This window comes from Streptococcus sp. KHUD_010 (genome assembly GCF_040207525.1).
GTDB classification, from domain to species: Bacteria; Bacillota; Bacilli; order Lactobacillales; family Streptococcaceae; genus Streptococcus; species Streptococcus hominis.
The window spans coordinates 522,847-547,891 of record NZ_CP157941.1 but is presented as its reverse complement, the minus strand read 5'-3'; the positions used below and the strand labels follow the sequence as shown (position 1 = coordinate 547,891).

Below are 25,045 nucleotides of genomic sequence, written 5' to 3'. Positions count from 1 at the left end.
ATTTACTCCGTCAGACCGACGGACGAAATGAAGCACATTGGATGTGGCTCACTTGCCTATTGTTGCCCTCTTTTTTGCTGCCAGTCCTACTGATTGTTTACTGATTTTTACAGTTCTTTTGATGTGCTTTCAGCTTCTTCATGACCCAGTCGTAGTGACTCGATGTGCAGCTGACAAAGTAGGAGCCAAGGGTACTCCCACCAACCCATTTATAAACGCTCTTTGAAAACAGCTCTTCATTTGTAAAGGTTTCAGCCAGGGTTAGCACTTTTTCCTGTGATTGATGAAGCAACTTGATTGCTTTTTCTAGCGGTGTCTGTTGATGTTTTTGCCAAAATGCCACATTCATCTCACCATAGCTTCTCCAATTATAAGGTGCTGGCAAAAACGATTTTTCGACACCATTTCGATTGGAATGCACCCAATCCAAAAGCAATTGCTGCCACTCATAAAGATGAATGAGAACATCTCTGAGGTTTTTATCCCTCTTCCAATGCGCCTCTTTCTTTTTTTCATCTTTTGAAAAATCAAATGGAGTCTTTAACTCTTCTTCTGTTAATTGGGAAATCAATGACTGCAGCTTTGCATATTGCTGCGTCGCTGCACTGATCAACTCAGTCTTGCTAGTAGGTCTTACCATGTTATGTTCTCCTTTTTTAATAAATCATACAACAAATGACCTGACAACCTCTGTCATATTTTTAGTTTTCTCTTTATTTATGTCTCATTTTTTCTTTGATTTCACATTGGCAGTCGCAATTGCCACAACTTCCTTTTCCCTTAATGATATGGTGCATAGCTGCACCTGCTAGAAATAAAATAATAACAAATACAATAATCGTTGACATAGTTTCTCCTATACTGTTTGATGTGCCAGACTATCTAAAGTGATAACCTCTACTTTTTCTTTGCGCGTTTTTCTAAAGATGAAGTACAGACCAGCTACCATAACGATAAGTGCAAAAATACTCCAAACTGAAATTCCTTTTCCATACAGCAAGACTTGCCCGAATTGGTAAATCACAAGACTGACATTATAAGCCAGTAGGGTTTGGAAGGAAATAGCAATCCACGTCCATTTAGCATTGCCCATTTCCCGATGAATAGCACCAATCGCTGCAAAACAAGGAGCGCAGAGCAGATTAAAGATAAGGAATGAGTAGGCGGAAAGTGCCGTATAATGCTGTTGGAGATTGCTCCATAGTTCTTTCGTAGTCTCTGTCGCGTCTGTCACTTTATACAAGATTCCAAAAGTCGAGATCACCGTTTCCTTAGCCAATAAGCCCGTAATAGCCGCAACCGTTGCTCGCCAATTGCCAAAGCCAAGAGGGCTAAAGATCCAAGCCAGCCCTTTTCCTAATGCCGCTAGGATACTGTCTTCCGTTTCAACTACCTGCAAGCCAAAGTTATAGGAACTAGCAAACCAAATGAAAATATTGGTCACAAAGATAATCGTTCCAGCACGCTTAATGAAGCTCAAAGCCTTTTGACCAGCATAGCGCAAAACCGTCTTGACTTGTGGCAGGTGGTAACTCGGCAACTCCATGATAAAGGGCGCTACTGCTCCACCAAGACTCGCTGTCTTTTTCAAAGCAATCCCTGATAAGACAATGGCTCCCATTCCGATAAAATAAGCGCTTGGTGCAATCCAAGGATTATTAGGGAAGAACGCTCCAGCAATCAAAGAAATAATTGGTAATTTGGCAGAACAAGGCATAAAGGTTGTTGTCATAATCGTAATCCTACGGTCACGTTCATTTTCAATGGTTCTACTCGCCATGACACCAGGAACGCCACATCCCGTCGAAATCAACATGGGGATAAAGGATTTTCCAGACAACCCAAACCGTCTAAATAGACGATCCATGACGAAAGCAATCCGGCTCATATAGCCGATGTCTTCCAAGATGCCCAAGCAGACAAACAAGACGAAAATCTGAGGCACAAAGCCTAGCACAGCTCCGCAGCCTGCGATAATCCCATCAATAATTAAAGATTGAAGCCAGTCGGCTACAGCTAATTGCTCTAGCAGTGATTTAATACCATTTGGAATCCATTCTCCAAAGAGGACATCGTTTGTCCAATCGGTTCCCATTGTTCCAATCGTTTGAATGGAGAGAAAATAGACCAGCCACATAACAACTGCAAAAATCGGCAAGGCTAAATAACGATTGGTCACAATACGGTCAATCTTATCCGACAAACTCAATTGATTGACATCAGCTTGCAGAGCCATTTTAACGGCTACCTCAATAAACTCATACCGCGCATTGACAACAATACTCTCTGAGTCTTCTGTGTAGATTTCTTCCGTAATCCGAATCGCATCTTCAATCTCTGTTTTTTGAAAATCAGACAATGCCAGCTGTTCAGATAATTCTTTATCGCGTTCAAAAAGCTTAATGGCATAAAAACGAGCTTGTTTTTGAGGTACTGCATTCCCCAAAATACGGATAATTTCTGACAAAGCCGCTTCAAAATGATTGTCGTAAGCTGGATAAACCTCCTCCTCTGTCTGGTTCATCACTCGCATGGCCTGCTGCATGACTTGGTCAATCCCTGTCTTTTTCAAAGCACTGGTCGCTACGACCGGCACACCCAGTTGGTAGCTTAATTTAGTCGTATCAATCCATTTCCCTTGTTTTTCAACGACATCGCTCATATTTAAAGCCAGCACAACTGGAATCCCCGTCTCAATCAATTGCAAACTCAAGTACAGATTCCGCTCTAAATTGGTCGCGTCAACCACATCCAAAATAGCATCCGCGTTACCACTTAAAAAATAATTTCTACTGACCATTTCCTCTGATGTATAAGGAGACAAGGAGTAAATTCCCGGTAGGTCTTGGATAATGATTTCTTTATTTTTGCGAAATAACCCACTTTTCTTTTCAACCGTTACCCCAGGCCAATTTCCCACATGCTGGCTACTACCGGTTAGAATGTTAAATAAACTAGTCTTTCCACTATTCGGATTTCCCGCAAGCACTAATTCTTTCATCCTTTTGCTTCCTTTTCACCTTTCACAACACTAACCAGACTCGCTTCTGACTTTCTCAATGTCAAATCGTAGCCTCTCAACTTAATTTCTAGTGGATCACCTAATGGTGCAACCTTCTGCAACTGAACTTTTGTATTTTTCGTCAAGCCCATGTCCATCAGCCTCCGTTTTAAAGCACCCTCTGCATGAATTGCTTCTATATACGCCACATCTCCAACAGCTAACTCAGATAAAGGAAGAGCTGAGCGATTGCTATCTTTCAGAACAACGTCCAACTTTTCCAAAATAGATTTGTCCAAAGCAATCCTAGCAGCTCGAACTAAGAGAATGGCTGTATCATTTGTTTTTGAAATGATTTGAATCAAACTGCCTATCTTAATCCCTAAATCTGCTAAATGACGGACGCTCGCTTCCTCCAGATCGATTCCGACAATTTCATATTCTGTTAATAATGTTATCCGAGATAAATCCATACTATCTCCTTTTCTGTTTGTCAAGAAATATGCTTACTATCACCATTAGTATACCACTTTTTTCTAAGAATTTCTGACAATTCTAAGGTAGATAGGCAAAAATTATTGCAAAATAAATACCCCTAAGCAGGTGCCTAGAGGATATCTTATTAGAGACTAGCAAATTAATACAACAATTCATAAATTTCCATAGCAATCAAATCAATGCTATCAAAAGTATAGGTTTCACGCGCTGCAACATCGCGAAGAGTGAATACTGAGCCATTTTCTTCATCATAGCTATAAGCTACTTCTGCTACAACAACCCCGTCACGTTCAAAATTACGTTTCAAATTGCCGCCATCTTTTGTCATAGCATCTAAACGATTGATAATTCTTACTAAATGTGATTCCATTTTCCTTCTCCTATTCATTTATACGTTACTATTTTACCACAAATGAAAGATGAAATACTAGTAAAAGCCCTGTTTTTGATAAATTTAACACAAAATGAAACGCTTCAGTACAAAAATCTGTCTTTTAACACTTTATTCTTGCAATGTTTTAGAATACTGATATAATAAAACTAAGAAGTTTGACTATTGTTGACCAATTGATTTCCGTCAAGCAAATTTTAAAAGAAAGAGGTAGCGTATGCTTTGTCAAAACTGTAAAATAAATGAATCAACCATTCACCTTTACACAAATGTGAATGGAAAACAACACCAAGTCGACCTCTGTCAAAATTGTTATCAAATCATGAAAACAGACCCCAATAATGCTCTATTTCGTGGAATGACTAATATGAATAATCAAAACAACTTAGATCCTTTTGATGACTTCTTTAGTAATCTCGGGAATTTTCAAAACCATCAAGAACCACAAACCCCTCCGACTCAATCTGGAGGCGGTTACGGCAATGGAGGTTACGGTTCCAATCAAGGTGGAGGTGCACGCCAGCAAGCTCCGCAACAGCCTAAAGGCCTCCTAGAAGAATTTGGTATCAATGTAACCGAATTTGCTCGGCGCGGTGAAATTGACCCTGTCATCGGTCGTGATGAGGAAATCGTCCGCGTCATTGAAATTCTCAACCGTCGGACGAAGAACAACCCTGTCCTCATCGGAGAGCCCGGTGTCGGTAAAACAGCTGTTGTAGAAGGCTTGGCCCAGAAGATTGTGGACGGTGATGTTCCACACAAACTCCAAGGAAAAGAAGTCATCCGTTTAGATGTAGTCAGCCTAGTGCAAGGAACTGGTATCCGTGGTCAATTTGAAGAACGAATGCAAAAACTCATGGAAGAAATCCGTTCTCGTCAGGATGTGATTTTATTCATTGATGAAATCCATGAAATCGTTGGAGCTGGTGCAGCTGGAGATGGCAATATGGATGCTGGCAACATCTTAAAACCCGCTCTTGCTCGCGGTGAGCTTCAATTAGTTGGTGCCACAACTCTCAATGAGTATCGCATTATCGAAAAAGATGCAGCACTGGAACGCCGTATGCAGCCTGTAAAAGTTGATGAACCAACAGTTGAAGAAACGATCACTATCCTCAAAGGTATTCAAAAGAAATACGAAGACTATCACCACGTCAAATACACAGATGATGCCATTGAAGCGGCAGCTGTCTTATCCAATCGTTATATCCAAGATCGTTTCTTGCCAGATAAGGCTATTGACTTGCTGGACGAAGCAGGTTCTAAAATGAATCTGACACTTAACTTTGTCGATCCAAAAGTCATTGATCAACGCTTGGTAGAAGCTGAAAATCTCAAGGCACAAGCTACTCGTGATGAAGATTTTGAAAAAGCTGCCTATTTCCGTGACCAAATTGCCAAATACAAAGAAATGCAGCAAAATAAAATGGCAGACCAAGATACACCTATTATCAGTGAAAAAACCATTGAGCATATCATTGAGCAAAAAACAAATATCCCAGTTGGTGACCTAAAAGAAAAGGAACAATCGCAACTAATTAGTCTAGCTGATGATTTGAAAGCTCATGTCATCGGTCAAGATGATGCCGTTGATAAAATTGCCAAAGCTATTCGCCGTAATCGTGTCGGGCTTGGCTCTCCTAATCGACCAATTGGTTCCTTCCTCTTTGTCGGACCAACCGGTGTCGGTAAAACAGAACTTTCTAAACAATTAGCGATTGAGCTCTTTGGTTCATCTGACAGCATGATTCGCTTTGATATGTCTGAGTATATGGAAAAACACAGCGTAGCCAAACTCGTTGGAGCACCTCCAGGCTATGTTGGCTACGAAGAAGCCGGACAATTGACAGAGCGCGTACGCCGCAATCCTTACTCTCTCATTTTACTTGACGAAGTAGAAAAAGCGCACCCAGATGTCATGCACATGTTCCTGCAAGTTCTTGATGACGGACGTCTGACAGACGGACAAGGGCGCACAGTTAGCTTTAAAGATACGATTATCATTATGACTTCAAACGCTGGTACTGGCAAAGTCGAAGCAAATGTTGGCTTTGGAGCAGCGCGTGAAGGACGGACTAACTCTGTTCTCGGTGAATTAGGCAACTTCTTCAGTCCAGAATTTATGAACCGCTTTGACGGTATTATCGAATTCAAGTCCCTTGATAAGGAAAATCTCCTAAAAATCGTAGACTTGATGCTTGAAGATGTCAATGAACGGCTTGCAACAAATGACATTCACCTCGACGTGACAGACAAAGTCAAAGAAAAATTAGTTAATTTGGGTTACGATCCGAAAATGGGAGCTCGTCCGCTCCGTCGGACAATCCAAGATCACATCGAAGACGCCATTACTGATTACTACCTTGAACACCCAAGTGAAAAAGAACTCAAGGCTGTCATGACAAGCAACGGCAAGATTGTCATCAAATCAGCTAAAAAAGCTGAAAACGAAGCCGGCAAAGAAATCCAAACACCAGCAGATGACAATGCTAATTAAACGGCTCTTTGTCAACTGTAGTGGGTCGATGTCAGCTACCATCGCGAGAGGACGAGATTCGTTCTCTCTCTTTTGATGTTCAAAGCGATGAGAATGCGTTTCTTAAAGTTGTCAAAGCTCCTGAATCCAAAAGCGTTTCGCTTGATGACCTTGATGAGATTGTTAGTCGCTTCCAGCTTGGCGTTGGAGTAGGGTAGTTCCAAGGCGTTGAGAATCTTGTCTGTGTCCTTCAAAAAGGTGCGAAAGACTGTCTGAAAAATTGGGTGAACAGCGGGAAGATTCTCCTCAATCAGGTCAAAGAAATAATCAGCTTGCTTTTCCTGAAAGTGAAAGAGCAGAAGCTGGTAAAGCTCATAGTGCTGTCGAAGTTGGTCCGAATAGCTGAGTAGCTGATGGAGAATCTCTTGATTGGTTAAATGCGCCCGAAAAGCTGGTCTGTAAAAACGCTTATAGCTGAGCTTGCGGCTGTCCTGTTGGATGAGTTTCCAATAGCGTTTGAGGGCTCGGTATTCCTGAGATTTTCGGTCGAATTGGTTCATGATTTGGATGCGGACACGGTTCATAGCTCGGCTGAGGTGCTGGATAATGTGGAAACGATCCAGAACGATTTGGGCATGCGGAAAAAGCTGCTTGGTCAGCTGATAGTAAGGACTGAACATGTCCATGGTCATCACTTTAACCCTCCTACGAACCTGTCTAGGATAGCGTAGAAAATGATTTCGAATGACCGCTTGGGTTCTGCCGTCCAGGATGGCTAGGACCTCATTGGTATTAAAATCCTGAGCGATAAAGCTCATCTTCCCTTTCTTGAAGCTATACTCATCCCAGCTCATGATCTCTGGCAGTCTCTGCCAGTTCGTTTCAAATTTGAATTCCTTGAGCTTGCGAATGACGGTTGAGGTCGAAATTGAGAGCCTGTGGGCAATATCAGTCATGGCTTGCTTCTCAACTAATAATTGAGCGATTTTCTGTTTGACTGCGACGGCAATCTGGTGATTTTTCTGGACGAGGGAGGTTTCGGCGACAGCCATTTTTCCACAGTTCTTACAGCGAAAGCGCCGCTTTTTGAGTCGGATAAGAGTTTTGTATCCTGCTGTCTCCAGATAAGGGATTTTAGAAGGTTTCTGGAAGTCGTATTTGGCCATCTGTCCCTTGCAGGCAGGGCATGGAGGGGCATCATAGTCAAGGTGGGCCAGGATTTCTTTGTGAGTGCCGGCATCAAAAAGATTGTCTATTTTGATATTTTGGTCTTTAATTCCAAGGAGTTTTGTGATAAAATCGAGTTGTTCCATATGAGTCTTTCTAATGAGTAGTTTCGTCGCTTTTCATTATAGGTCATAGGGGACTTTTTGTATACACAAAAATAGCTCCATAACCTCTGCGGTAGTTTTACCCACTACAGAAATTATAGAGCCAATTAAACATGAAAGTCACTCCTTAGAAGTCTAGGGAGTGACTTTTTAGTTACTGAACACTGTACCTCAAAATTGTTTTTAGTTTCTCTGGAGCGGTGCGATTTTTATTGTTCAAATAAATTTCACGATGATATGCTGTGCAGCGTTTTAACCCATTTTCTTGACAGAAAGCATCCATTTTCGCGAAGGTCTGTGGCTCATCGTCAAATGGTCCTACATGAAGCATTGCAACGCTGCTTCCTTCACTTATTCGTTCAAAGCGAATCTCATTATAAAACGGATTTTGTTTTTTCACTTTTACTTTTGCGAGAGCTGTTTCAACTATTTCATTTGTAATAAACTCTGGCTGGGCAATCATAATCGTATAAACTAAGTCGTCTTTTACCAAAGTCTTCTCTGATTCTGTTTGCTCCCAAATCCCTTCCAAAGGGTAAACGGTAAAATCAGTAAATTCCTGATGGTGAGCAGTTTTTTTATACTCCATTTTAATCGCATAAGCGAGGGAATAAAGAGCAGAAACCCTTTCTGAAAAGTCAGCTTTATTTGGATTTCCTTGACCATTTAACATGATAAATGACTGCACAGGGTGTTCAATCACCACAGGAGTTTTTGGAACTTGATAAAGTTTTTTATCTAATTTTCTCCATTCATATTTCATTTGTTTGCTCCTTTCATTTTTCTATCATGAGTATAACAGAATAAACTTGTCACCTGATGTCACCTTTTATATAATAGTGAAATTTGTTTGAAGATTTTTCTTCTATTTACCCATATTTTTATGCCTGGATATTCTATTTTTTCAAAATAATCAGAAAATTTCAATTTTTCTATTGTTTTTTTGGAATAAGATGTTATAATAGACAACAAGAAAAATAAAAAGGGGTTACGTTATGTTGATGATAGCTATTATTATCATTATTTATAGTATCTTATCAAGGCGTAGCTACCGTTTTAAAATGGGATAATCATCTCCATTTTTACATGACTCCGCCTTATTCTCATTTCGGATAGGGCGGATTTTATTTTTCAAAAATAAAGGAGTTTTTTATGACAAAAGAAAACACAACCGCATCACTTACCCCTAAATCATTTTTGCATAAAGTTCTAAACGGAACCGCAATTGGTGTTATCGTAGCCTTGCTGCCTAACTGTATCTTTGCCATTATTTTCTCTTTAGACTTTTTCAAAAATAATGCTTTCTTTGCAACTTGGAATGTGGCTAACGTTCTTTTCCAAGCCACTTTATCTGCCGTAATTGGAACGCTGGTTGCCTTGGAATTTAATTTCAAAGGAATGAAAGCTGCGCTTCTGACAGCCATTGCTTTTGTTAGCTCTGGTGCTTCTAGTAAATTAGCGGGTGCTACAGAGTTATTAGGATATCTCCAAAAGCAAAAAGCCCCTGCTGAAATTACCGCAACTGCAAACAAAATGGTTACTGGATTCTACACGACTGGTACAGGGGACATTATCAATGTCATGCTAATTTGTACCCTCAGCGTCCTCGTATTGCTCTGGCTAGAAGGAAAATTTGAATCCTTTAATTTTGTTCTTCTTCCAATCGTTGGATCGCTTCTTGCGACTGTGGGGCTATTCACACTTCCTTATGTCAAAATGATTTCTAGCTTAATCGGGCAAGGAATCATCTACTTTACGGATCTTCAGCCTTACCTAATGAGTGTTCTCATCTGTGTTACTTTTGCTATCTTAATCGTGGCTCCAATCTCAACTGTTGCAATCGGTCTTGCCATTGGACTAAATGGACTCGCTGCCGGTGCTTCTGCTATGGGGGTCGGAACAACTTGTATCGTACTTGTTGTTCATTCATTCTTCGTCAATAAACCTGGTGTAACTGCTGCTGTCGCCCTTGGTTCAATGAAAATGATGATGACCAATGTCTTTGAGCACCCAATCTCTTATGTTCCTATTGTCGCAACCTCTGCTGCTACTGGTCTGTTGGTTCCGCTCTTCACCATTACCGGGACGCCTGCATCAGCAGGTTTTGGATTAGTTGGTCTGACTGGACTCTTCGCTTCTGTTACAGGCGGACTTCCCATGGGACTGGCAATCTTAGCTTGGCTTGTCATCCCAACAGTCGTTGCCATTCTTTTCCGTCTTCTCTTTGAAAAAGTGCTCAATTTATATACAGCAGATATTTTCAAATTTGAACCTTAAAATGCTTGAAAGCCTTGACAGCACTTGATTTCTGCATTATGATATTAGTAGCATATAAGAAAGAGTGGAAACGATATGACAGTCGCAACTTTTGGAGAAAAGCAAGAAGACGTTCAATATGTGAATCGCTATGGCGTTTATGCAGTTATTCCAGATGAAAAGCAAGAAAAGATAATTTTAGTGCAAGCCCCCAACGGCGCTTGGTTCTTGCCCGGAGGCGAGATTGAGCAAGATGAGGATCGCTTAACTGCCTTAAAACGTGAACTGATTGAAGAGCTTGGTTTTACTGCTCAAATCGGTCAATATTACGGACAAGCAGATGAATATTTTTATTCTCGCCACCGCGATACCTATTTTTATAACCCTGCTTACATTTATGAAGTAAGCCAATATAAGCAATCGCATGCACCTTTAGAAGATTTTAATCAGCTCGCCTGGTTTCCAATCGAAGAAGCTATTTCCAAATTAAAACGTGGCAGTCATAAATGGGGAATTGAAATGTGGAAAAAGAATCATAAAGTATGAGAAATTGTTCACATTTTTTATTAAAAAGTGCTATAATAGGAATAGAGTATAGGAGGAAGTCAGATGAAGCTTATTAACACGACAAACAGCCATGCACGCCTTGTACAAAGTCAATTAGAAAGTACAGATGCTACACTAGTTGAGACTTTTTCCGCTGGAAATACAGACGTCGTCTTTACGCAAGCACCTTTTCATTATGAAATTCTGATTTCAAATAAACACCGCGCCATTCGCGAACAAGAAGTTGAAAAAATTCGAGAATTTTTTCTGAAACGAAAAATTGATACAAAATCGATTGATGCCTCTCGAATTAAGACACTCTATTCAGCAAACCTCATTGAAATATCCATCCCAACTAAATAAGCCTTGACGGGCTTATTTTTTTGTTTAAAAAAGAGTGAATTCGCAACTAAGTGCTCAATCCACTCCCGTTTTATTTCTGTCTGACATAGTTCATCATGTCGTATGGTAATGTATTGGCGGTTTCTTTGAGAGAATAGTTTTCTAAATTATTGACATTTTGACGGAGAAATTTTGCATAACTAGCTGAAATCAGCTTTTCGTGTTCATATTCAAAAATAATCTTCCGCTCCAAATAATAACCTCGTAGCATTTCCTTGATATTATTCGGTTTGATACGCGTGATAACCCGCTCAATAAAAGCACCGCTTTCAATAATTGCTGTCTCACGGATACGCGAATCTTGCAAGAAATTGATAAGCGCAGTATTATAAACGCCCTTCAGATTTTCTAAACTGCCGATAATCACTTCTGTATTGGCTAGATACAGTTCGGCAATCTCTTCTCTTTCAGCCTTACTAGGCTTTGCTCTATCTTGATTGAGCCAATTACGGAAAGTAGAGCCAAACGTAACAATCTCATGTAGCAATAAGCGAGTCATTCTGAAAAAGCTAATCAAAAAATAAGTGAAGCGCGAAGCAAGATTGCGGTTGATTCTTTGCTCCATATTCCATAAATAACGTTGGTAAATGGAATAGGCACGGTTACTCATTTTTCTTTCTTCGTAGGCTTGTTCCAAACCGTCACTTTCAATACTCAGCATCAGCAATTGTAAATCTGTCAAATCTTTTTGAACAGATTTGCCTTCTTGCTCCAGAATAAGATGCTCGATTCGTCCATGATAATTATCAATAGCCGCATAAAGCGGAGCTTTGACTTTGGTATGCTTCAAATCTTCTTCTAATTCTTGGACAACGTCATTTAAAATAGCAATATACATGAGGTAGTCTGATGATTCTTCCTTATTTTCTGATAAACGAGGCAACACTACCAGTCCTGTCAAAAAACTAAGCAATGTAACTCCAGCCACCAAGAAAAGCAAAAGAGGATATTCCTGCTCTAAAGCTGTTGGAATCAAGAGAATGGTTGCAATGGATACGGTTCCTTTTACGCCTGAAAAAGTTAACAGAGCAATGTCTCTCCAATATTTCGACATTTTCTTTTTCAAACGTAGACTTCTCCAGAAATAAAAGCCATAAATCATGACAAAACGAATGACAAATAGCACAATCGTCAGCAAAAGAATCGTCAGAAGGAGCCAGAGATTATCATAAACCGGACTTTTCAAAATGGGTTCAGCTATCGTTTCCAACTCAATTCCTAAAATGACAAAGACCGCTCCATTCAGCATAAATGTGACAGTTTGCCAAATCGTATCTGTCACGGTATCAACTTGAGCCTCTAATAAAGTAATCCTTTTAAAACGACTAGCCTTAAAAATCCCTGCCACGACAACTGCAATAATCCCTGATACATGGAGTTCTTCGGCTAAAAAGAATGTCAGCAACGGTAAACTTAATTCTAACAACAACTCTCCTGCTGTGTCTGAGGCTCGCACCGTATACAGCAGCTTTTGCAACTGACGATTTAAAAAAGCAGTTAGACCACCCACAATAAAACCGCCAATGATTGAAAGGATAAGTGAGGTGCTGGCTTCCTGAGCTGAAAATTTCCCTGTTGTCCAAGCCGTCAGGGCAAATTGAAAGGCAACTAAACCACTCGCATCATTTAGCAAGCCCTCCCCTTTCAAAATATTTTCTACACGTTTTGGAAAGGTAAAGCGCTCAGATAAGGACGCAAAAGCCACTAAATCAGTCGGACCCAAGGCGGCTCCAACCGCGATACAAGCTGCAAGAGGAAGGGAGACCCATAGCCAATGTGACAAAAAGCCAAGACTCAGAGTTGATAGAAAAATAACTGGAAAAATCAGATAAACAACAATCTTCCAGTGCTTAAGAATACTGGTAATATCGCTTTCTTCTGCTTCTCGAAACAGTAGCGGCCCAATGATTAAAGCTAGAAACAGCCCCGTTTCTAAATGAAACGTTCCAACTGGAATGAAAAATCCCAAGCCAATCCCTAATAGAATTTGTATGAGTGGCGTCGGCAAGCTTGGAAATAGCTTGTTGGTGGCATTTGAAACAATCAGAACAGATAAAAAGATAATAATATAAAGGAGTAAATCCACATTTTCCTCCTTTATTTTTGTTTACAGCATTTTTCAAAAAGCATCTTCTGCTCGGAGATTTTTTGCTCAATTTTCGATAAATCGCGATGCTCAATCATTTTTTGACAGCGCTCCATTTCAAGATTGACTAATTTTTTCTTAATCCGAAGCATTTTTTTGCTCATCTGCACATCATTTACTTGCTTTGCTAAGATTTCTCCATTGGTTGAATCTAGATATTGACTGCGTAAGCAGTTCAATTTTTCATGTAGATATTGCTTATCCATTTTTCTCTCCACTTAGGCCATTTTTAATTTCTCAATCATCACTAAAAAGGGGGGCTGATTGATTTGGTTGATTGTTTTATAAAGGGCGACAGTAAATTCCTGCTGCGGCAATTGACTGACAAAGTCTAAAACTGCATCTCGCTCCACATCACCACCTTCATGCCCATAATAAATCATGATTGCAATCCGACCACCAATTACTAAACGCTGACATAATTTTTCTAAGGCCTGTATCGTTGTATGTGGTTGCGTAATCACCGACTTATCTGCGGACGGAAGATAGCCTAGATTAAAAATAGCCGCTTTAATACTTTCAACGTATTGATCCACATTTTCGTGACCTGTCAAAAACAGTTCAACATTGTCCAATTTAGCTTCTGCCAAGCGCTTGGTGGTTTGCTCAATGGCTTGCTCTTGAATATCAAAAGCATAGACTTTTTTAGCCAATCGTGCCAAGAAAAGCGTGTCGTGCCCATTGCCCATAGTGGCATCAACGACGATGTCTTCATCAGTCACTACTTCCTCTAAAAAAGCATGTGCCATTTGTAATGGTCTTAACATATAAATCGTTGCTCCTTTGCTTTACACCCTTGAACGCTGCCGCGACGGTTCATTTCTTGCTCAATCGCATTGAGCACTTCCCATTTATTGAGGCTCCACATGGGCCCAATTAGCATGTCCCGTGGTGCATCGCCTGTAATCCGATGAATGACGATATGCTCAGGGATTATTTCTAATTGGTCACAAACAATAGAAACATACTCATCTTGGCTAAGCAGCTGCAAGCGTCCTTCATGATAATCTCGTTGCATCCGTGTGTTGGTCATTAAATGCAAAAGATGTAATTTAATCCCTTGAATATCATTATCTGTCACACATCGGCGAACATTTTCTATCATCATTTCATGAGTTTCACCAGGCAAGCCATTGATTAAATGGGACACTATCTCGATTTTTGGAAATTTCCGCAGGCGTTGAACCGTTTCAACATATAAGTCATAAGAATGCGCACGGTTAATCAATTGCGAAGTGGCTTCATAAGTCGTTTGCAAGCCTAGTTCCACCGTCACATGCATGCGTTCAGACAATTCTGCTAAATAGTCAATCGTTTCATCAGGTAGACAGTCTGGCCTAGTTCCGATATTGATACCGACAACCCCTGGCTCATTGATAGCTTGCTCATATCGCTCACGAATGACCTCCACCTTATCATGGGTATTGGTGAAATTTTGAAAATAAACTAGATATTTCTTGACTTCAGGCCACTTTCGATGCATAAAATCAATTTCTTTGTAAAATTGCTCACGAATCGGTGCTTCTGGTGCTACAATGGCATCACCTGAACCAGATACCGTACAAAAAGTACAACCACCATGAGCTACCGTTCCGTCTCGATTAGGGCAATCAAACCCCGCATCAATCGGGACTTTAAAGGTTTTCTCTCCAAATAGTTTCCGATAATAAGCATTCAAAGAATTATAAGGTTTCATAACTTCCATTGTACCACAAAATAAAACAGAACTCGCGCTCGGAGTTCCATTTACACTTTACTCATGTCAATTGGCTTCCATTGGTGTTTTTGCAAATCCACACAGCCATTCGTTTTAAAAGTCACTCCTTCAGCCCAGAGGAGATGTCGCTGATCTTCCCATGCTGGTGCTAAGCGTCCTGCTGCATTGACCACACGGTGGCAAGGAAATTTTCCATAAAGTTCTGCTTGAGACAGCACGCGCCCCACTAAACGAGCATTTCTTTCTCGCCCTATCAAATGCGCAATTTGTCCATAGGTAGCCACTTTTCCTACAGGAATCTGCTCAACTATTGACAAAATTTGAAGAATAAGACGTTTATCTAAAACTTTTGCCACCCTGCCTCCTCTAAACTGTCTGCTAACAGTCTATTTTTGCTTTCCTGCAAAACGCCATTGGAAGCGCACCTTATCATAGTATGGAAATTCAATATATAAAATCCCCACTCCTAATAAAAGGCTTCCTAAAACATCTGTCGGATAATGCACACCCAGATAAACACGTGACATTACAATGAGAAGAATCATCGCAATCAATAAACCTTGCAATAAACGTTTTGTCTGTACGGTTTGCATTCGTTGGCTAACAATAATCAACAAGGTACCAAAGATTAAAGTTGAAGCCAAAGCATGTCCGCTTGGAAAAGAAAAACCACTTTCTACCACTAAATGTTGAAGTGCAGGACGTGGACGTTGATAAACGCCTTTTAATAGCTTGACTAACAATCCTGTTAACACCAGATTGCCTCCCAACAGCAAAGCCTCACTCCACCATTTTTTATAAATGAAAATCACAAGTAAAAGAGCAACCCAAGTCACAATAACAGGAGTATTAATCAGACTAGTCAAGCTAGAAAAAAACACGGTCAATGCATGCGGCAAATTGCCACGCAAAGTCGTTTGAAGTAGACTATCAAAACCTTTTAATTGACCTGAATGAAACTTAACAACATATCCTAGAATTACAAAAAGCAAAAGGGCGAAAGAGCCCTTGGTTAAAAAAGTTTGTTTATTTTTCATATTTGATTAAAATCGGTTTTAAAAGCAGATAAATCAGCCAGAAGGCAACTGCAAAAACCACACCTTCTAATAGATTAAATGGAATGACCATTGCAAATAGATAGTTTGCCACACCCAGAATCTTTGAAATATCAAAATTAGCAAATGTTGCATAGAGTGGAATAGCATAGGTATAGTTGAGAATCAGCATTGCCAAGGTCAATCCGAGCGTCCCCACCACAGAAGCGATTAGAAAACGAACGGTTGTCTGCTCTTTTTTCCAAATCAAGGCAAAAGCAATTACGAAAACAGCAACCGCAATGATATTCATCGGCAAGCCAATATAAGTATTGACACCTTGATTGTTCAGCAACAATTTGAGCGCCGAACGAACCAATAAAATGCTCAAAACACCACCTAAATCTAGCACCACTAATCCCAGTAGGATTGGTAAAATACTGAAATCCAACTTTAAAAAGCTAGCCCCCGGTAAAATCGGGAAATCAAAGAACATCAGCAAAAATGAAATTGCTGAAAGAATGGCAATAACAGCCATTTTGCGTGTATGTGTCATAACAGGTTCCTCCAATTTATAAAAATTAGAGAAGTTGGAAGGCTTGCTGAAGAATGGTTTCTCCAAATCAACGGAACCTTTGAAATAGTATAAGAAAATCTCCTTAAATAAAATTTAAAAGCTGTAATTTTAGACCTTCTACATTGCCTTTCGTCTTCTCCCATCCAGACTGTACTGTCGGTTGTGGAATTGCACCACATCAGCTTACGCTCGCGGACTTAAAACAGCTATCCAGTTGGCAAAAATTTTGTTTTTAAATGAGGTGGCACTACAAAGATATACCATGAAACTCCAACGCTATATAAAAACAAAAGATTGTCAACGGCTGCAAATTACCGCCGGTCGGGAATTTCACCCTGCCCTGAAGACCCTTTAATCATAACAAAAAAAGCCTGCTAGAGCAAGCATTTTATCCGATGTCGTCCATTCTTTTAAGAAATCCTATTTTAATTTGTCATGTGCATAGTGATGTACTAGCTCCAAACCTGCAAAATTCTGTTGCCGCAAGGCTTCATACACCAGCATACAGACTGTATTTGACAAATTCAGACTTCTGACATGTTCATCATTCATCGGAATCCGCAGGGCTTTTTCAGAATGAGCACGCATAAAATCTTCTGGCAATCCCTTATCCTCACGCCCAAACATGAAATAGTGATTTCCAGCAGTTGCAAAATTTTCTTCCGCATAAACCTTCTCCGCAAACTTAGAGATCAAATACAATTGTCCGTCCATTTTACTCATGAACTCTTCTAAATTGTCATAATAAGTAATGTCCAGCTTATCCCAATAATCCAAGCCAGCTCGTTTCATCTTACGATCATCAATCGGAAATCCCATTGGTAAAATGATATGAAGAGGCGAATTGGTCGCCGCACAAGTCCGTGCGATATTTCCTGTATTTTGAGGAATTTGTGGTTCAAAAAGAACAATGTGATTTTGAAATGTTGTCATATCTTATAGCCTTCTCATCTATCTTAGTGAACTGTGATTGCTACCAAGCAAAAAAATAGCCACACTGCCCGGAGTCAAGCTCAGCAGACAGCGTGGTTTAAGGCTCATTAACTTACATCACAACAGGTTTGAGGTAAATCAATGAGGGTACTTTCTTAGTATATCACTTTCTTAGCACATGTCAACAAAAAAAGCTTTATTTTTTTATATTTTCTAGATTTATATGACGAATCCCAATTGTCAAGTCAAGTGCAACAAAGTTGTTCCTCTGATTAAGTGAGTATCTTTCAAGCTGTTTGAGCTAGCTCAAACAGCTTTTTTGCGGACTGATAGCCATGGATTCGTCTAGGTCTTTCATTGATAGCCTTTGTATAGTCCTCTAAAAGTGTCGGATTTAGTTTTTTTAGTGAGGATCCTTTGGGAATGAACTCTCTTAATAATCCATTGAAATTCTCATTTGTGCCTCGTTCATAAGATGAATAGGCATGTGCAAAATAAACATCTAATCCCTCTATCTTACTCAATGATGAAAATTCGTTTCCATTATCTGCAGTTATGGACTTAATGGGATAAAGTTTCATACACTCTAAGACTGCTTGATTGACATACTCTGCTTTCTTTTCCACGAGTTTCTTTGTGACAGCATAGCGTGTTTATCGTTCTACCAATGTTAAAATAGAAGGTTCTCCTATTGTCTTTCCACCCAGAACAGAATCGATTTCCCAATCTCCAAAACGGGAACGATTATTAATCTCCTCTGGCCTTTCTTCAATTGACTTTCCTAGATGTTTCTTGGTAGAGGGACGCTTGTTAAATTTCTTACGAATCCGCACTGCTCTTGGTAAATCAATAACCTTAATCTCTAACAAACCTTGATGGATATAGTTATAGAGCGTCTTGGTTGAAGGAACAACTGCATCTACATGTTGGAGTCTATAGGTATGAACAAAGGTATCCACGCTATGCACCCTTGGTTTCTCTCTCATCGCTTCTATAAATTTTGTCAGAAAATCGTTCGATACACGATCCAGTTTTAGATAATAGCTGGTTTCTCTAGCATCCCGATAACGGTTATGGGCAGCATCTGCATAATAGTGTTGGTAGTAGACCTTCTGCCCATTGACTTTTTTCAATTGTGTTATGGAACCACGATTAATTTCACGAGTAATAGTAGAGCGATTTCTCCCCAGTCTACGAGCAATTTCAGCAGGTTTGAGTCCTACGCTTAAATAAGCTTCAATTTCTCCTCGCTCAGCTTCAGATAAGTGCTTGTAGGATTGATTTGTGGTAGAATAATTTGTGGACATGTTCATCTTCCTTTATACTGTTTTTCGCAACTCTAGTATATCAGATGAACATGTCTTCTGTGTTGCACTTCATTTTACAACAGGGCATTATATGACGAATTTTCAAGTTTTATCTTTTTATTTTCAATTACTAGACTCTTCTGAATAAAATATCTCTTTTTCTTTCTTCAAAACGATGAAATTTTTGCAAAAAAAGGGTATGACAGAGGGGTATACTTGGGAGGTATAACATGAAAATTATTGTCGTTGGTGGCGGTAAAGTAGGCTCTGCACTTTGTCGTTCACTTGTGGCTGAAAAACACGATGTGATTCTCATTGAGCAAAACGAAGCCGTACTGAATCGCATCACCAAGCGTTATGATATTATGGGCATTGTTGGTAACGGTGCCAATTTTAAAATTTTAGAGCAAGCTGATGTAGAGCATTGCGATATTTTCATTGCCATGACAGAGCACGACGAAGTCAATATGGTATCAGCTGTGTTGGCAAAAAGAATGGGAGCAAAAGAAACGATTGTCCGAGTGCGCAATCCAGAGTATTCTAATTCTTATTTTAAAGAAAAAAATATCCTTGGTTTCTCTCTCATAGTCAATCCTGAATTACTAGCAGCACGCTATATTGCAAATATCATTGAATTTCCAAATGCGCTCTCTGTTGAGCGATTTGCCAATGGACGCGTCAGCTTAATGGAATTTAAAGTTAAGCAAAATAGTGACCTCTGTCAGATGACCATGTCTCAATTTCGCAAAAAATTTGGCAATGTCTTGATTTGTGCCATTAACCGCAATGGACAATTGCTCATTCCAGACGGTGAAATTACCATTTTACAGAATGATATTATCTATGTCACCGGAAATCGGGTAGAAGTCATTATTTTCCATAATTTCGTGCGACCCAAAGTCATTAAAAGTTTGACGCTCATTGGTGCAGGAAAAATCGCCTACTATCTACTTAATATTTTAAAAAATAGCAAAATCAAACTAAAAGTGATTGAAATCAATCCAAAGCATGCTGAATGGTTTAGTCAAGAATTTCCACATTTACATATCGTTCAAGGTGACGGTACTGCAAAAGACATTCTGCTAGAAGAAAGTGCTCAACACTATGATGCTGTTGCCACTTTGACTGGTGTCGATGAGGAAAATATCATTTCATCTATGTTCCTTGAAAGCATGGGCGTGCAAAAAAATATCACGAAAGTCAATCGAACTAGCTTGCTTGAAATCATTGACAGTCAGGAATTTTCAAGCATTGTAACACCAAAGAGAATTGCTGTTGACACAATTATGCACTTTGTCCGCGGACGTATGAATGCTCAATATTCTGATTTACAGGCCATGCACCACCTCGCCAATGGACAACTTGAAACTCTGCAATTTCAAATAAAGGAAGAAAATAAAATGACTGGAAGACCACTTTCCAGCCTCAAACTGAAAAAAGGTGTCTTGATTGCTGCCATTATCCGAAATGGAAAACCTATTTTCCCAACGGGGGAAGACCACATTCAAATGGGCGACCAAATCATCGTCACAACACTAATCCAAAATATCACGCAAATCTATGATTTATTAGAGAGGTAAGCCATGAATAGAAGTATGATTCGTTTCCTCCTCTCAAAATTGTTAATCATTGAAGCAGGATTACTGCTAATTCCACTCATTGTAGCGTTTATCTATCATGAACCCAATCAAAACCTGCTCTCAATTTGCACCACAATTGGTATTCTCTTAGCAGTCGGATTTTTAGGTATCTCTTTTAAACCTAAAAATCATCACATTTATGCCAAGGAAGGGGTCCTGATTGTCGCCTTATGCTGGATACTTTGGTCCTTTTTTGGGGCTCTTCCTTTTGTTTTTTCGGGACAAATTCCTCATCTCATTGATGCTTTCTTCGAGATCAGTTCAGGCTTTACAACAACTGGAGCTTCAATCTTACCAGACGTTTCTGTTTTGTCGCATTCCCTCCTCTTTTGGCGCAGTTTTACCCACTTAATCGGAGGTATGGGAGTACTTGTCTTTGCTCTTGCTATTATGGAAAATAATAAAAATAGCCATTTGGAAGTGATGCGAGCAGAAGTTCCTGGTCCTGTTTTTGGGAAAGTTGTCTCTAAATTAAAGGACACTGCACAAATTCTCTATTTGTTGTATTTAGCACTTTTTGCTATTTTTGTAGTGATTTATTATCTGGCAGGAATGCCTTTATTTGATAGTTTTATCATTGCCATGGGAACAGCGGGAACAGGAGGCTTTAGTGTTTACAATGATGGTATTGCGCATTATCACAGCTCATTGATTACTTATTTAGTGAGCTTTGGTGTGCTCATCTTTGGTGTGAATTTTAATCTGTATTATTTCCTACTACTACGAAAATTCAAAGCCCTTTTTGGCGACGAAGAATTACGAACCTATCTCATTATTGTAGCATCTGCAACGATTTTCATCTGCCTTAATGTCTTTCATATCTACCAAAACCTCTCTCAAACTTTGGAGATTTCATTTTTTCAAGTCTCTAATATTATTACCACAACTGGATTTGGTTTGGGGGACATCTCAGCTTGGCCACTCTTTTCTCAATTCATCCTTCTCATTCTCATGTGCATAGGAGGGTCTGCTGGTTCAACCGCCGGCGGTTTAAAGGTGGTTCGTTGCTTAATCTTAGTCCGCATTGCTAAAAATCAAGTATTGTCCACCCTCTCACCAAAGTGGGTATTGACTCTGCACGTCAATCATAGTGTCATTGACAAAGACACCCAGCATAAAATTTTAAAATATCTTGTTCTGTATACGATGAGTATCATCTTTCTCATTTTTATCGTCAGTTTAGACAATAATAGCTTGATGACGGTCGTCAGTGCCGTTCTTAGCTGTTTCAACAACATTGGACCAATGTTAGGAACAACTGATAGCTTTGCAATCTTTGGTCCTATTTCCAAACTCTTACTCTCTCTTGCCATGATTGCAGGGCGTTTAGAAATTTACCCAATGATCCTGCTCTTTATGCCACAGACATGGTCAAAACGATAGCATATCACCTGAAACTCACTGGTCATAGAACTAACATCTCAGACTGTAGACAAATCACCATTTTGGTAGGTTTGTCTTTTATTTTTTAGTGGAAATGCTTCTTTGCTAATTTTTTATTTTCTTTTATCAGCTAAGTCATAAATAAAATCCGTAAGAAACCTGAATTTCCTACGGATTTCGTTTGTATATTCTTTTATAAATACAAGATTTTATAAGTTAACAGTCTCACAATGTTAAAATTCATCAAGTCTTCAATAGTAAAGGTGAACCTATTAGTACAGAAAAGAAGGAACTTGTATCTATGCTCACCAACCTGAATTACCAATTTGATGGCTTACAAAAGGACTATCTTGGAGGTGAAGGTGATTGGCATTTTGTAAAAGACCTAAATGACTTAACAGAAGAAATATTACTAAAATCTTTTACTAAACAAGGAAAATCATCAGTCAAAAAGGCTAAAACACTGGGTATAGAACTGCATAAAATTAAACGTAATGAGCTTTATAAATTTAAGCAGATTACTTCATCAACTTCTGAACGTCGCAACTATAATGATAAGACTTTAGATTATTATGAAAAATTTTATGATAGCTTTGGAAGCAATGCAGAATTTATTATAGCGAGCATAAATTTCAAAAATTATCTGGAGCATTTACAAATTAATCAGAGTGAATTATCTAAAAAGATTAAATTACTACAAGCTTATCTTGAAGAAAACAACCATTCCTCTGAAAAAAACTGAATCAAATTTGAGAACTATCTAGTCAATTTGAAACGTTTGAAATACGAAAAAACGAAGCATACCAACTATTAAAAAAGTATGGAGACGAAAGTACAATATTAGCTGGCAGTCTTTTTGTATACACTCCCCACGAAACGGTCTATCTCTTTTCTGGATCCTATCCTGAATTTAACAAATTCTACGTACCTGTTCTTCTACAAGATTATGTAATGCGAGAATCAATCAAGCGAGGTATTCCCTGTTACAACCTTTTGGGTATTACTGGTCATTTTGATGGTTCTGACAGTGTACTTCGTTTTAAACAAAATTTCAATGGTTATGTCCTAAGAAAAATGGGAACTTTTAGATATTATCCTTTCCCGTTTAAACATAAAACTATTCAAATAATTAAAAAAATTTTAAAGCCCTGTTGTAAAATGAAGTGCAACACAGAAGACATGTTCATCTGATATACTAGAGTTGCGAAAAACAGTATAAAGGAAGATGAACATGTCCACAAATTATTCTACCACAAATCAATCCTACAAGCACTTATCTGAAGCTGAGCGAGGAGAAATTGAAGCTTATTTAAGCGTAGGACTCAAACCTGCTGAAATTGCTCGTAGACTGGGGAGAAATCGCTCTACTATTACTCGTGAAATTAATCGTGGTTCCATAACACAATTGAAAAAAGTCAATGGGCAGAAGGTCTACTACCAACACTATTATGCAGATGCTGCCCATAACCGTTATCGGGATGCTAGAGAAACCAGCTATTATCTAAAACTGGATCGTGTATCGAACGATTTTCTGACAAAATTTATAGAAGCGATGAGAGAGAAACCAAGGGTGCATAGCGTGGATACCTTTGTTCATACCTATAGACTCCAACATGTAGATGCAGTTGTTCCTTCAACCAAGACGCTCTATAACTATATCCATCAAGGTTTGTTAGAGATTAAGGTTATTGATTTACCAAGAGCAGTGCGGATTCGTAAGAAATTTAACAAGCGTCCCTCTACCAAGAAACATCTAGGAAAGTCAATTGAAGAAAGACCAGAAGAGATTAATAATCGTTCCCGTTTTGGAGATTGGAAAATCGATTCTGTTCTGGGTGGAAAGACAATAGGAGAACCTTCTATTTTAACATTGGTAGAACGATAAACACGCTATGCTGTCACAAAGAAACTCGTGGAAAAGAAAGCAGAGTATGTCAATCAAGCAGTCTTAGAGTGTATGAAACTTTATCCCATTAAGTCCATAACTGCAGATAATGGAAACGAATTTTCATCATTGAGTAAGATAGAGGGATTAGATGTTTATTTTGCACATGCCTATTCATCTTATGAACGAGGCACAAATGAGAATTTCAATGGATTATTAAGAGAGTTCATTCCCAAAGGATCCTCACTAAAAAAACTAAATCCGACACTTTTAGAGGACTATACAAAGGCTATCAATGAAAGACCTAGACGAATCCATGGCTATCAGTCCGCAAAAAAGCTGTTTGAGCTAACTCAAACAGCTTGAAAGATACTCACTTAATCAGAGGAACAACTTTGTTGCACTTGACTTGACAATTGAGAAAAAAATTTTAAATAGATGAAACCTAAATAAATTCCGTGATTTTGCTACACTTGCTTAAAAGACTATGTAAGCCAATATAAAGTCTTCATTAGGTGTGTAATCCTAGTGAGATCTTTGTAATTAGTAGTTCATTATGTTTATCGCAAAAAGCAACAATCACTCTTACTCATTTTCCACTGAGATTAGTGTACTATCTACTTCTTATCAGATAAACTATGATGATTCTATTTAAACACAAAAAGAATGTTAGAGACAAACTAACATTCCATAATTTTTCACTCTGATTGTATTATAGAGAAAGTATTTTTGCACTATTTTAAAGTTTACCGTATAGGAACTAAATGAAACAATAATTTATTATATAGTCTCATCTTCGAAACATACTACATGTTATCTTTCACTGCGACTGCTACCATTCTAGCTTTGGCACGCACCTGACCCGCTACTGTCATCTCCATTGCCACAATGGCTTTTCTTTGGCCTAGTTCTTCAAGTCGAGAAATGACCGTAATTTCCTCATCAATGGGTGTTGGACTTTTATAATCTATTTCCAAGCAAGCTGTGATAAATCGTCCAATGACCGTTTCTTCTGTCAAATCTAAGCCCTTATTTTGATGAGCAAACCAGGCTGCTGAAGCGGTACCATGACAGTCAAAAATCATGGCAATCATACCGCCAAATAGATTAGCTGGAACACCACCGGTATACTGTTGAGCTGGTGTTATCTTGCTAATACAACTAGTTCCATTTAAACTAGGATAAGTTTTTAAATGCAAGCCTGACTCATTCTTAGAACCACATCCCCAACAATGCTGGAACCGCTCACCATAAGTATCTTGAATAGCAATATTTCTTGTTTCCAAAATCATTTATTCTCCTTTTTAAAATTAATTTTACAAGCGCTTTCATGATTATTATATCAGTCTTTAAATGAAGAGTAAACACGAAGTAGATTCAAGATATTTTAATCGTTCGTCTAAGCTGACTTTATAGAAAAGATAGTTAGATTTCACACAGCGAATGCCTTTAAAACTTTTCAATTTTCATTGAATATGAGATGAACCGGCAACAAAAGGCCCGCGAGAAATACAAAAAACGA

Annotated in this window: 22 protein-coding genes, 3 pseudogenes and 1 riboswitch; of the genes and pseudogenes, 8 read left to right on the top strand and 17 right to left on the bottom strand. The window is 39.0% G+C overall.

Going from position 1 to position 25,045, the window contains the following annotated elements; translation table 11 throughout:
- Positions 1-97 precede the first annotated feature (97 nt).
- From ABKA15_RS02720 to ABKA15_RS02700, 5 genes are all read right to left on the bottom strand, one after another.
- Positions 98-640, bottom strand: a complete 543-nt coding sequence (locus ABKA15_RS02720) for a ClbS/DfsB family four-helix bundle protein (RefSeq protein ID WP_049513093.1) — start codon at positions 638-640, stop codon at positions 98-100.
- A gap of 73 nt (positions 641-713) precedes the next feature.
- Positions 714-848 carry a FeoB-associated Cys-rich membrane protein gene (locus ABKA15_RS02715; RefSeq protein ID WP_003030194.1) on the bottom strand — a complete coding sequence of 45 codons (135 nt, stop codon included), beginning with the start codon at positions 846-848 and terminating at the stop codon, positions 714-716.
- An 8-nt stretch (positions 849-856) separates the two neighbouring features.
- Positions 857-3,001, bottom strand: a complete 2,145-nt coding sequence (gene feoB, locus ABKA15_RS02710; RefSeq protein WP_049513095.1) for a ferrous iron transport protein B — start codon at positions 2,999-3,001, stop codon at positions 857-859.
- Positions 2,998-3,474 (bottom strand): ferrous iron transport protein A, encoded by a 477-nt coding sequence (locus ABKA15_RS02705; RefSeq protein ID WP_049513097.1) that lies wholly within the window; start codon positions 3,472-3,474, stop codon positions 2,998-3,000. Before ABKA15_RS02705 ends, feoB begins: the two co-directional genes overlap by 4 nt.
- A gap of 164 nt (positions 3,475-3,638) precedes the next feature.
- The gene (locus tag ABKA15_RS02700; protein ID WP_003023686.1) at positions 3,639-3,869 is read right to left on the bottom strand and encodes a DUF1797 family protein; all 231 of its coding nucleotides are present in this window, start codon (positions 3,867-3,869) and stop codon (positions 3,639-3,641) included.
- A gap of 238 nt (positions 3,870-4,107) precedes the next feature.
- On the opposite strand from ABKA15_RS02700, the gene ABKA15_RS02695 reads away from it, so the two are divergent.
- The gene (locus ABKA15_RS02695) at positions 4,108-6,387 is read left to right on the top strand and encodes an ATP-dependent Clp protease ATP-binding subunit (protein ID WP_049513098.1); all 2,280 of its coding nucleotides are present in this window, start codon (positions 4,108-4,110) and stop codon (positions 6,385-6,387) included.
- 35 nt (positions 6,388-6,422) lie between these two features.
- On the opposite strand, the gene ABKA15_RS02690 is transcribed toward ABKA15_RS02695, so the two are convergent.
- Together ABKA15_RS02690 and ABKA15_RS02685 are read right to left on the bottom strand one after the other, a co-directional pair.
- Positions 6,423-7,679 (bottom strand): ISL3 family transposase, encoded by a 1,257-nt coding sequence (locus ABKA15_RS02690; RefSeq protein WP_350015376.1) that lies wholly within the window; start codon positions 7,677-7,679, stop codon positions 6,423-6,425.
- Positions 7,680-7,851: 172 nt separating this feature from the next.
- Entirely contained in the window at positions 7,852-8,460 is a 609-nt protein-coding gene (locus ABKA15_RS02685; protein WP_049511921.1) for a GyrI-like domain-containing protein, read from the bottom strand.
- A gap of 389 nt (positions 8,461-8,849) precedes the next feature.
- Between ABKA15_RS02685 and ABKA15_RS02680 the strand changes: the two genes are divergently transcribed.
- The 3 genes from ABKA15_RS02680 (at position 8,850) to ABKA15_RS02670 (ending at position 10,862) form a co-directional block, all read left to right on the top strand.
- Entirely contained in the window at positions 8,850-9,974 is a 1,125-nt protein-coding gene (locus ABKA15_RS02680) for a PTS sugar transporter subunit IIC (protein WP_049511923.1), read from the top strand.
- Positions 9,975-10,049: 75 nt separating this feature from the next.
- Positions 10,050-10,499, top strand: a complete 450-nt coding sequence (locus ABKA15_RS02675) for an NUDIX hydrolase (RefSeq protein ID WP_049511925.1) — start codon at positions 10,050-10,052, stop codon at positions 10,497-10,499.
- 63 nt (positions 10,500-10,562) lie between these two features.
- Positions 10,563-10,862, top strand: a complete 300-nt coding sequence (locus ABKA15_RS02670) for a DUF1827 family protein (RefSeq protein ID WP_049511927.1) — start codon at positions 10,563-10,565, stop codon at positions 10,860-10,862.
- A 70-nt stretch (positions 10,863-10,932) separates the two neighbouring features.
- On the opposite strand, the gene ABKA15_RS02665 is transcribed toward ABKA15_RS02670, so the two are convergent.
- From ABKA15_RS02665 to ABKA15_RS02625, 9 genes and pseudogenes are all read right to left on the bottom strand, one after another.
- Positions 10,933-12,987, bottom strand: coding sequence for a sodium:proton antiporter (locus ABKA15_RS02665; protein WP_106388505.1), 2,055 nt, complete (start codon positions 12,985-12,987; stop codon positions 10,933-10,935).
- 11 nt (positions 12,988-12,998) lie between these two features.
- Complete coding sequence (locus tag ABKA15_RS02660; protein WP_003041513.1) at positions 12,999-13,253, bottom strand: hypothetical protein; 255 nt, start codon at positions 13,251-13,253, stop codon at positions 12,999-13,001.
- Between the two features lie 12 nt (positions 13,254-13,265).
- Positions 13,266-13,814 (bottom strand): class I SAM-dependent methyltransferase, encoded by a 549-nt coding sequence (locus ABKA15_RS02655; protein ID WP_350015375.1) that lies wholly within the window; start codon positions 13,812-13,814, stop codon positions 13,266-13,268.
- Positions 13,808-14,752 (bottom strand): TIGR01212 family radical SAM protein, encoded by a 945-nt coding sequence (locus tag ABKA15_RS02650; protein ID WP_065428419.1) that lies wholly within the window; start codon positions 14,750-14,752, stop codon positions 13,808-13,810. The genes ABKA15_RS02655 and ABKA15_RS02650 overlap by 7 nt, the downstream gene beginning before the upstream one ends.
- Positions 14,753-14,793: 41 nt before the next feature.
- The gene (locus ABKA15_RS02645; RefSeq protein WP_049511931.1) at positions 14,794-15,120 is read right to left on the bottom strand and encodes an MGMT family protein; all 327 of its coding nucleotides are present in this window, start codon (positions 15,118-15,120) and stop codon (positions 14,794-14,796) included.
- Positions 15,121-15,150: 30 nt separating this feature from the next.
- A complete protein-coding gene (locus ABKA15_RS02640) occupies positions 15,151-15,801 on the bottom strand; it encodes a phosphatase PAP2 family protein (RefSeq protein WP_049511932.1) in 651 nt (216 codons plus the stop codon).
- Complete coding sequence (locus ABKA15_RS02635; RefSeq protein WP_049511933.1) at positions 15,791-16,354, bottom strand: ECF transporter S component; 564 nt, start codon at positions 16,352-16,354, stop codon at positions 15,791-15,793. Before ABKA15_RS02635 ends, ABKA15_RS02640 begins: the two co-directional genes overlap by 11 nt.
- Positions 16,355-16,502: 148 nt before the next feature.
- A riboswitch (FMN riboswitch) is annotated at positions 16,503-16,727 on the bottom strand.
- Positions 16,728-16,795: 68 nt separating this feature from the next.
- On the bottom strand, positions 16,796-17,308 hold the full coding sequence (locus ABKA15_RS02630) for a tRNA (cytidine(34)-2'-O)-methyltransferase (RefSeq protein ID WP_021001954.1): 513 nt from the start codon (positions 17,306-17,308) through the stop codon (positions 16,796-16,798).
- A 287-nt stretch (positions 17,309-17,595) separates the two neighbouring features.
- Positions 17,596-18,615: pseudogene (locus tag ABKA15_RS02625) on the bottom strand (IS30 family transposase).
- 230 nt (positions 18,616-18,845) lie between these two features.
- Here ABKA15_RS02625 and trkA point away from each other — a divergent pair.
- The 4 genes and pseudogenes from trkA to ABKA15_RS02605 all read left to right on the top strand — a co-directional run bounded on the left by trkA (position 18,846) and on the right by ABKA15_RS02605 (position 23,889).
- Entirely contained in the window at positions 18,846-20,195 is a 1,350-nt protein-coding gene (gene trkA, locus ABKA15_RS02620; protein WP_049512385.1) for a Trk system potassium transporter TrkA, read from the top strand.
- Positions 20,196-20,198: 3 nt separating this feature from the next.
- Positions 20,199-21,638, top strand: a complete 1,440-nt coding sequence (locus ABKA15_RS02615) for a TrkH family potassium uptake protein (RefSeq protein ID WP_049512384.1) — start codon at positions 20,199-20,201, stop codon at positions 21,636-21,638.
- 241 nt (positions 21,639-21,879) lie between these two features.
- Positions 21,880-22,829 (top strand): annotated as a pseudogene (locus ABKA15_RS02610) (peptidoglycan bridge formation glycyltransferase FemA/FemB family protein); the annotation flags it as partial.
- A 40-nt stretch (positions 22,830-22,869) separates the two neighbouring features.
- Positions 22,870-23,889 (top strand): annotated as a pseudogene (locus ABKA15_RS02605) (IS30 family transposase).
- A 440-nt stretch (positions 23,890-24,329) separates the two neighbouring features.
- On the opposite strand, the gene ABKA15_RS02600 reads toward ABKA15_RS02605, so the two are convergent.
- A complete protein-coding gene (locus tag ABKA15_RS02600) occupies positions 24,330-24,815 on the bottom strand; it encodes a thioesterase family protein (RefSeq protein ID WP_049513987.1) in 486 nt (161 codons plus the stop codon).
- Positions 24,816-25,045 lie beyond the last annotated feature (230 nt).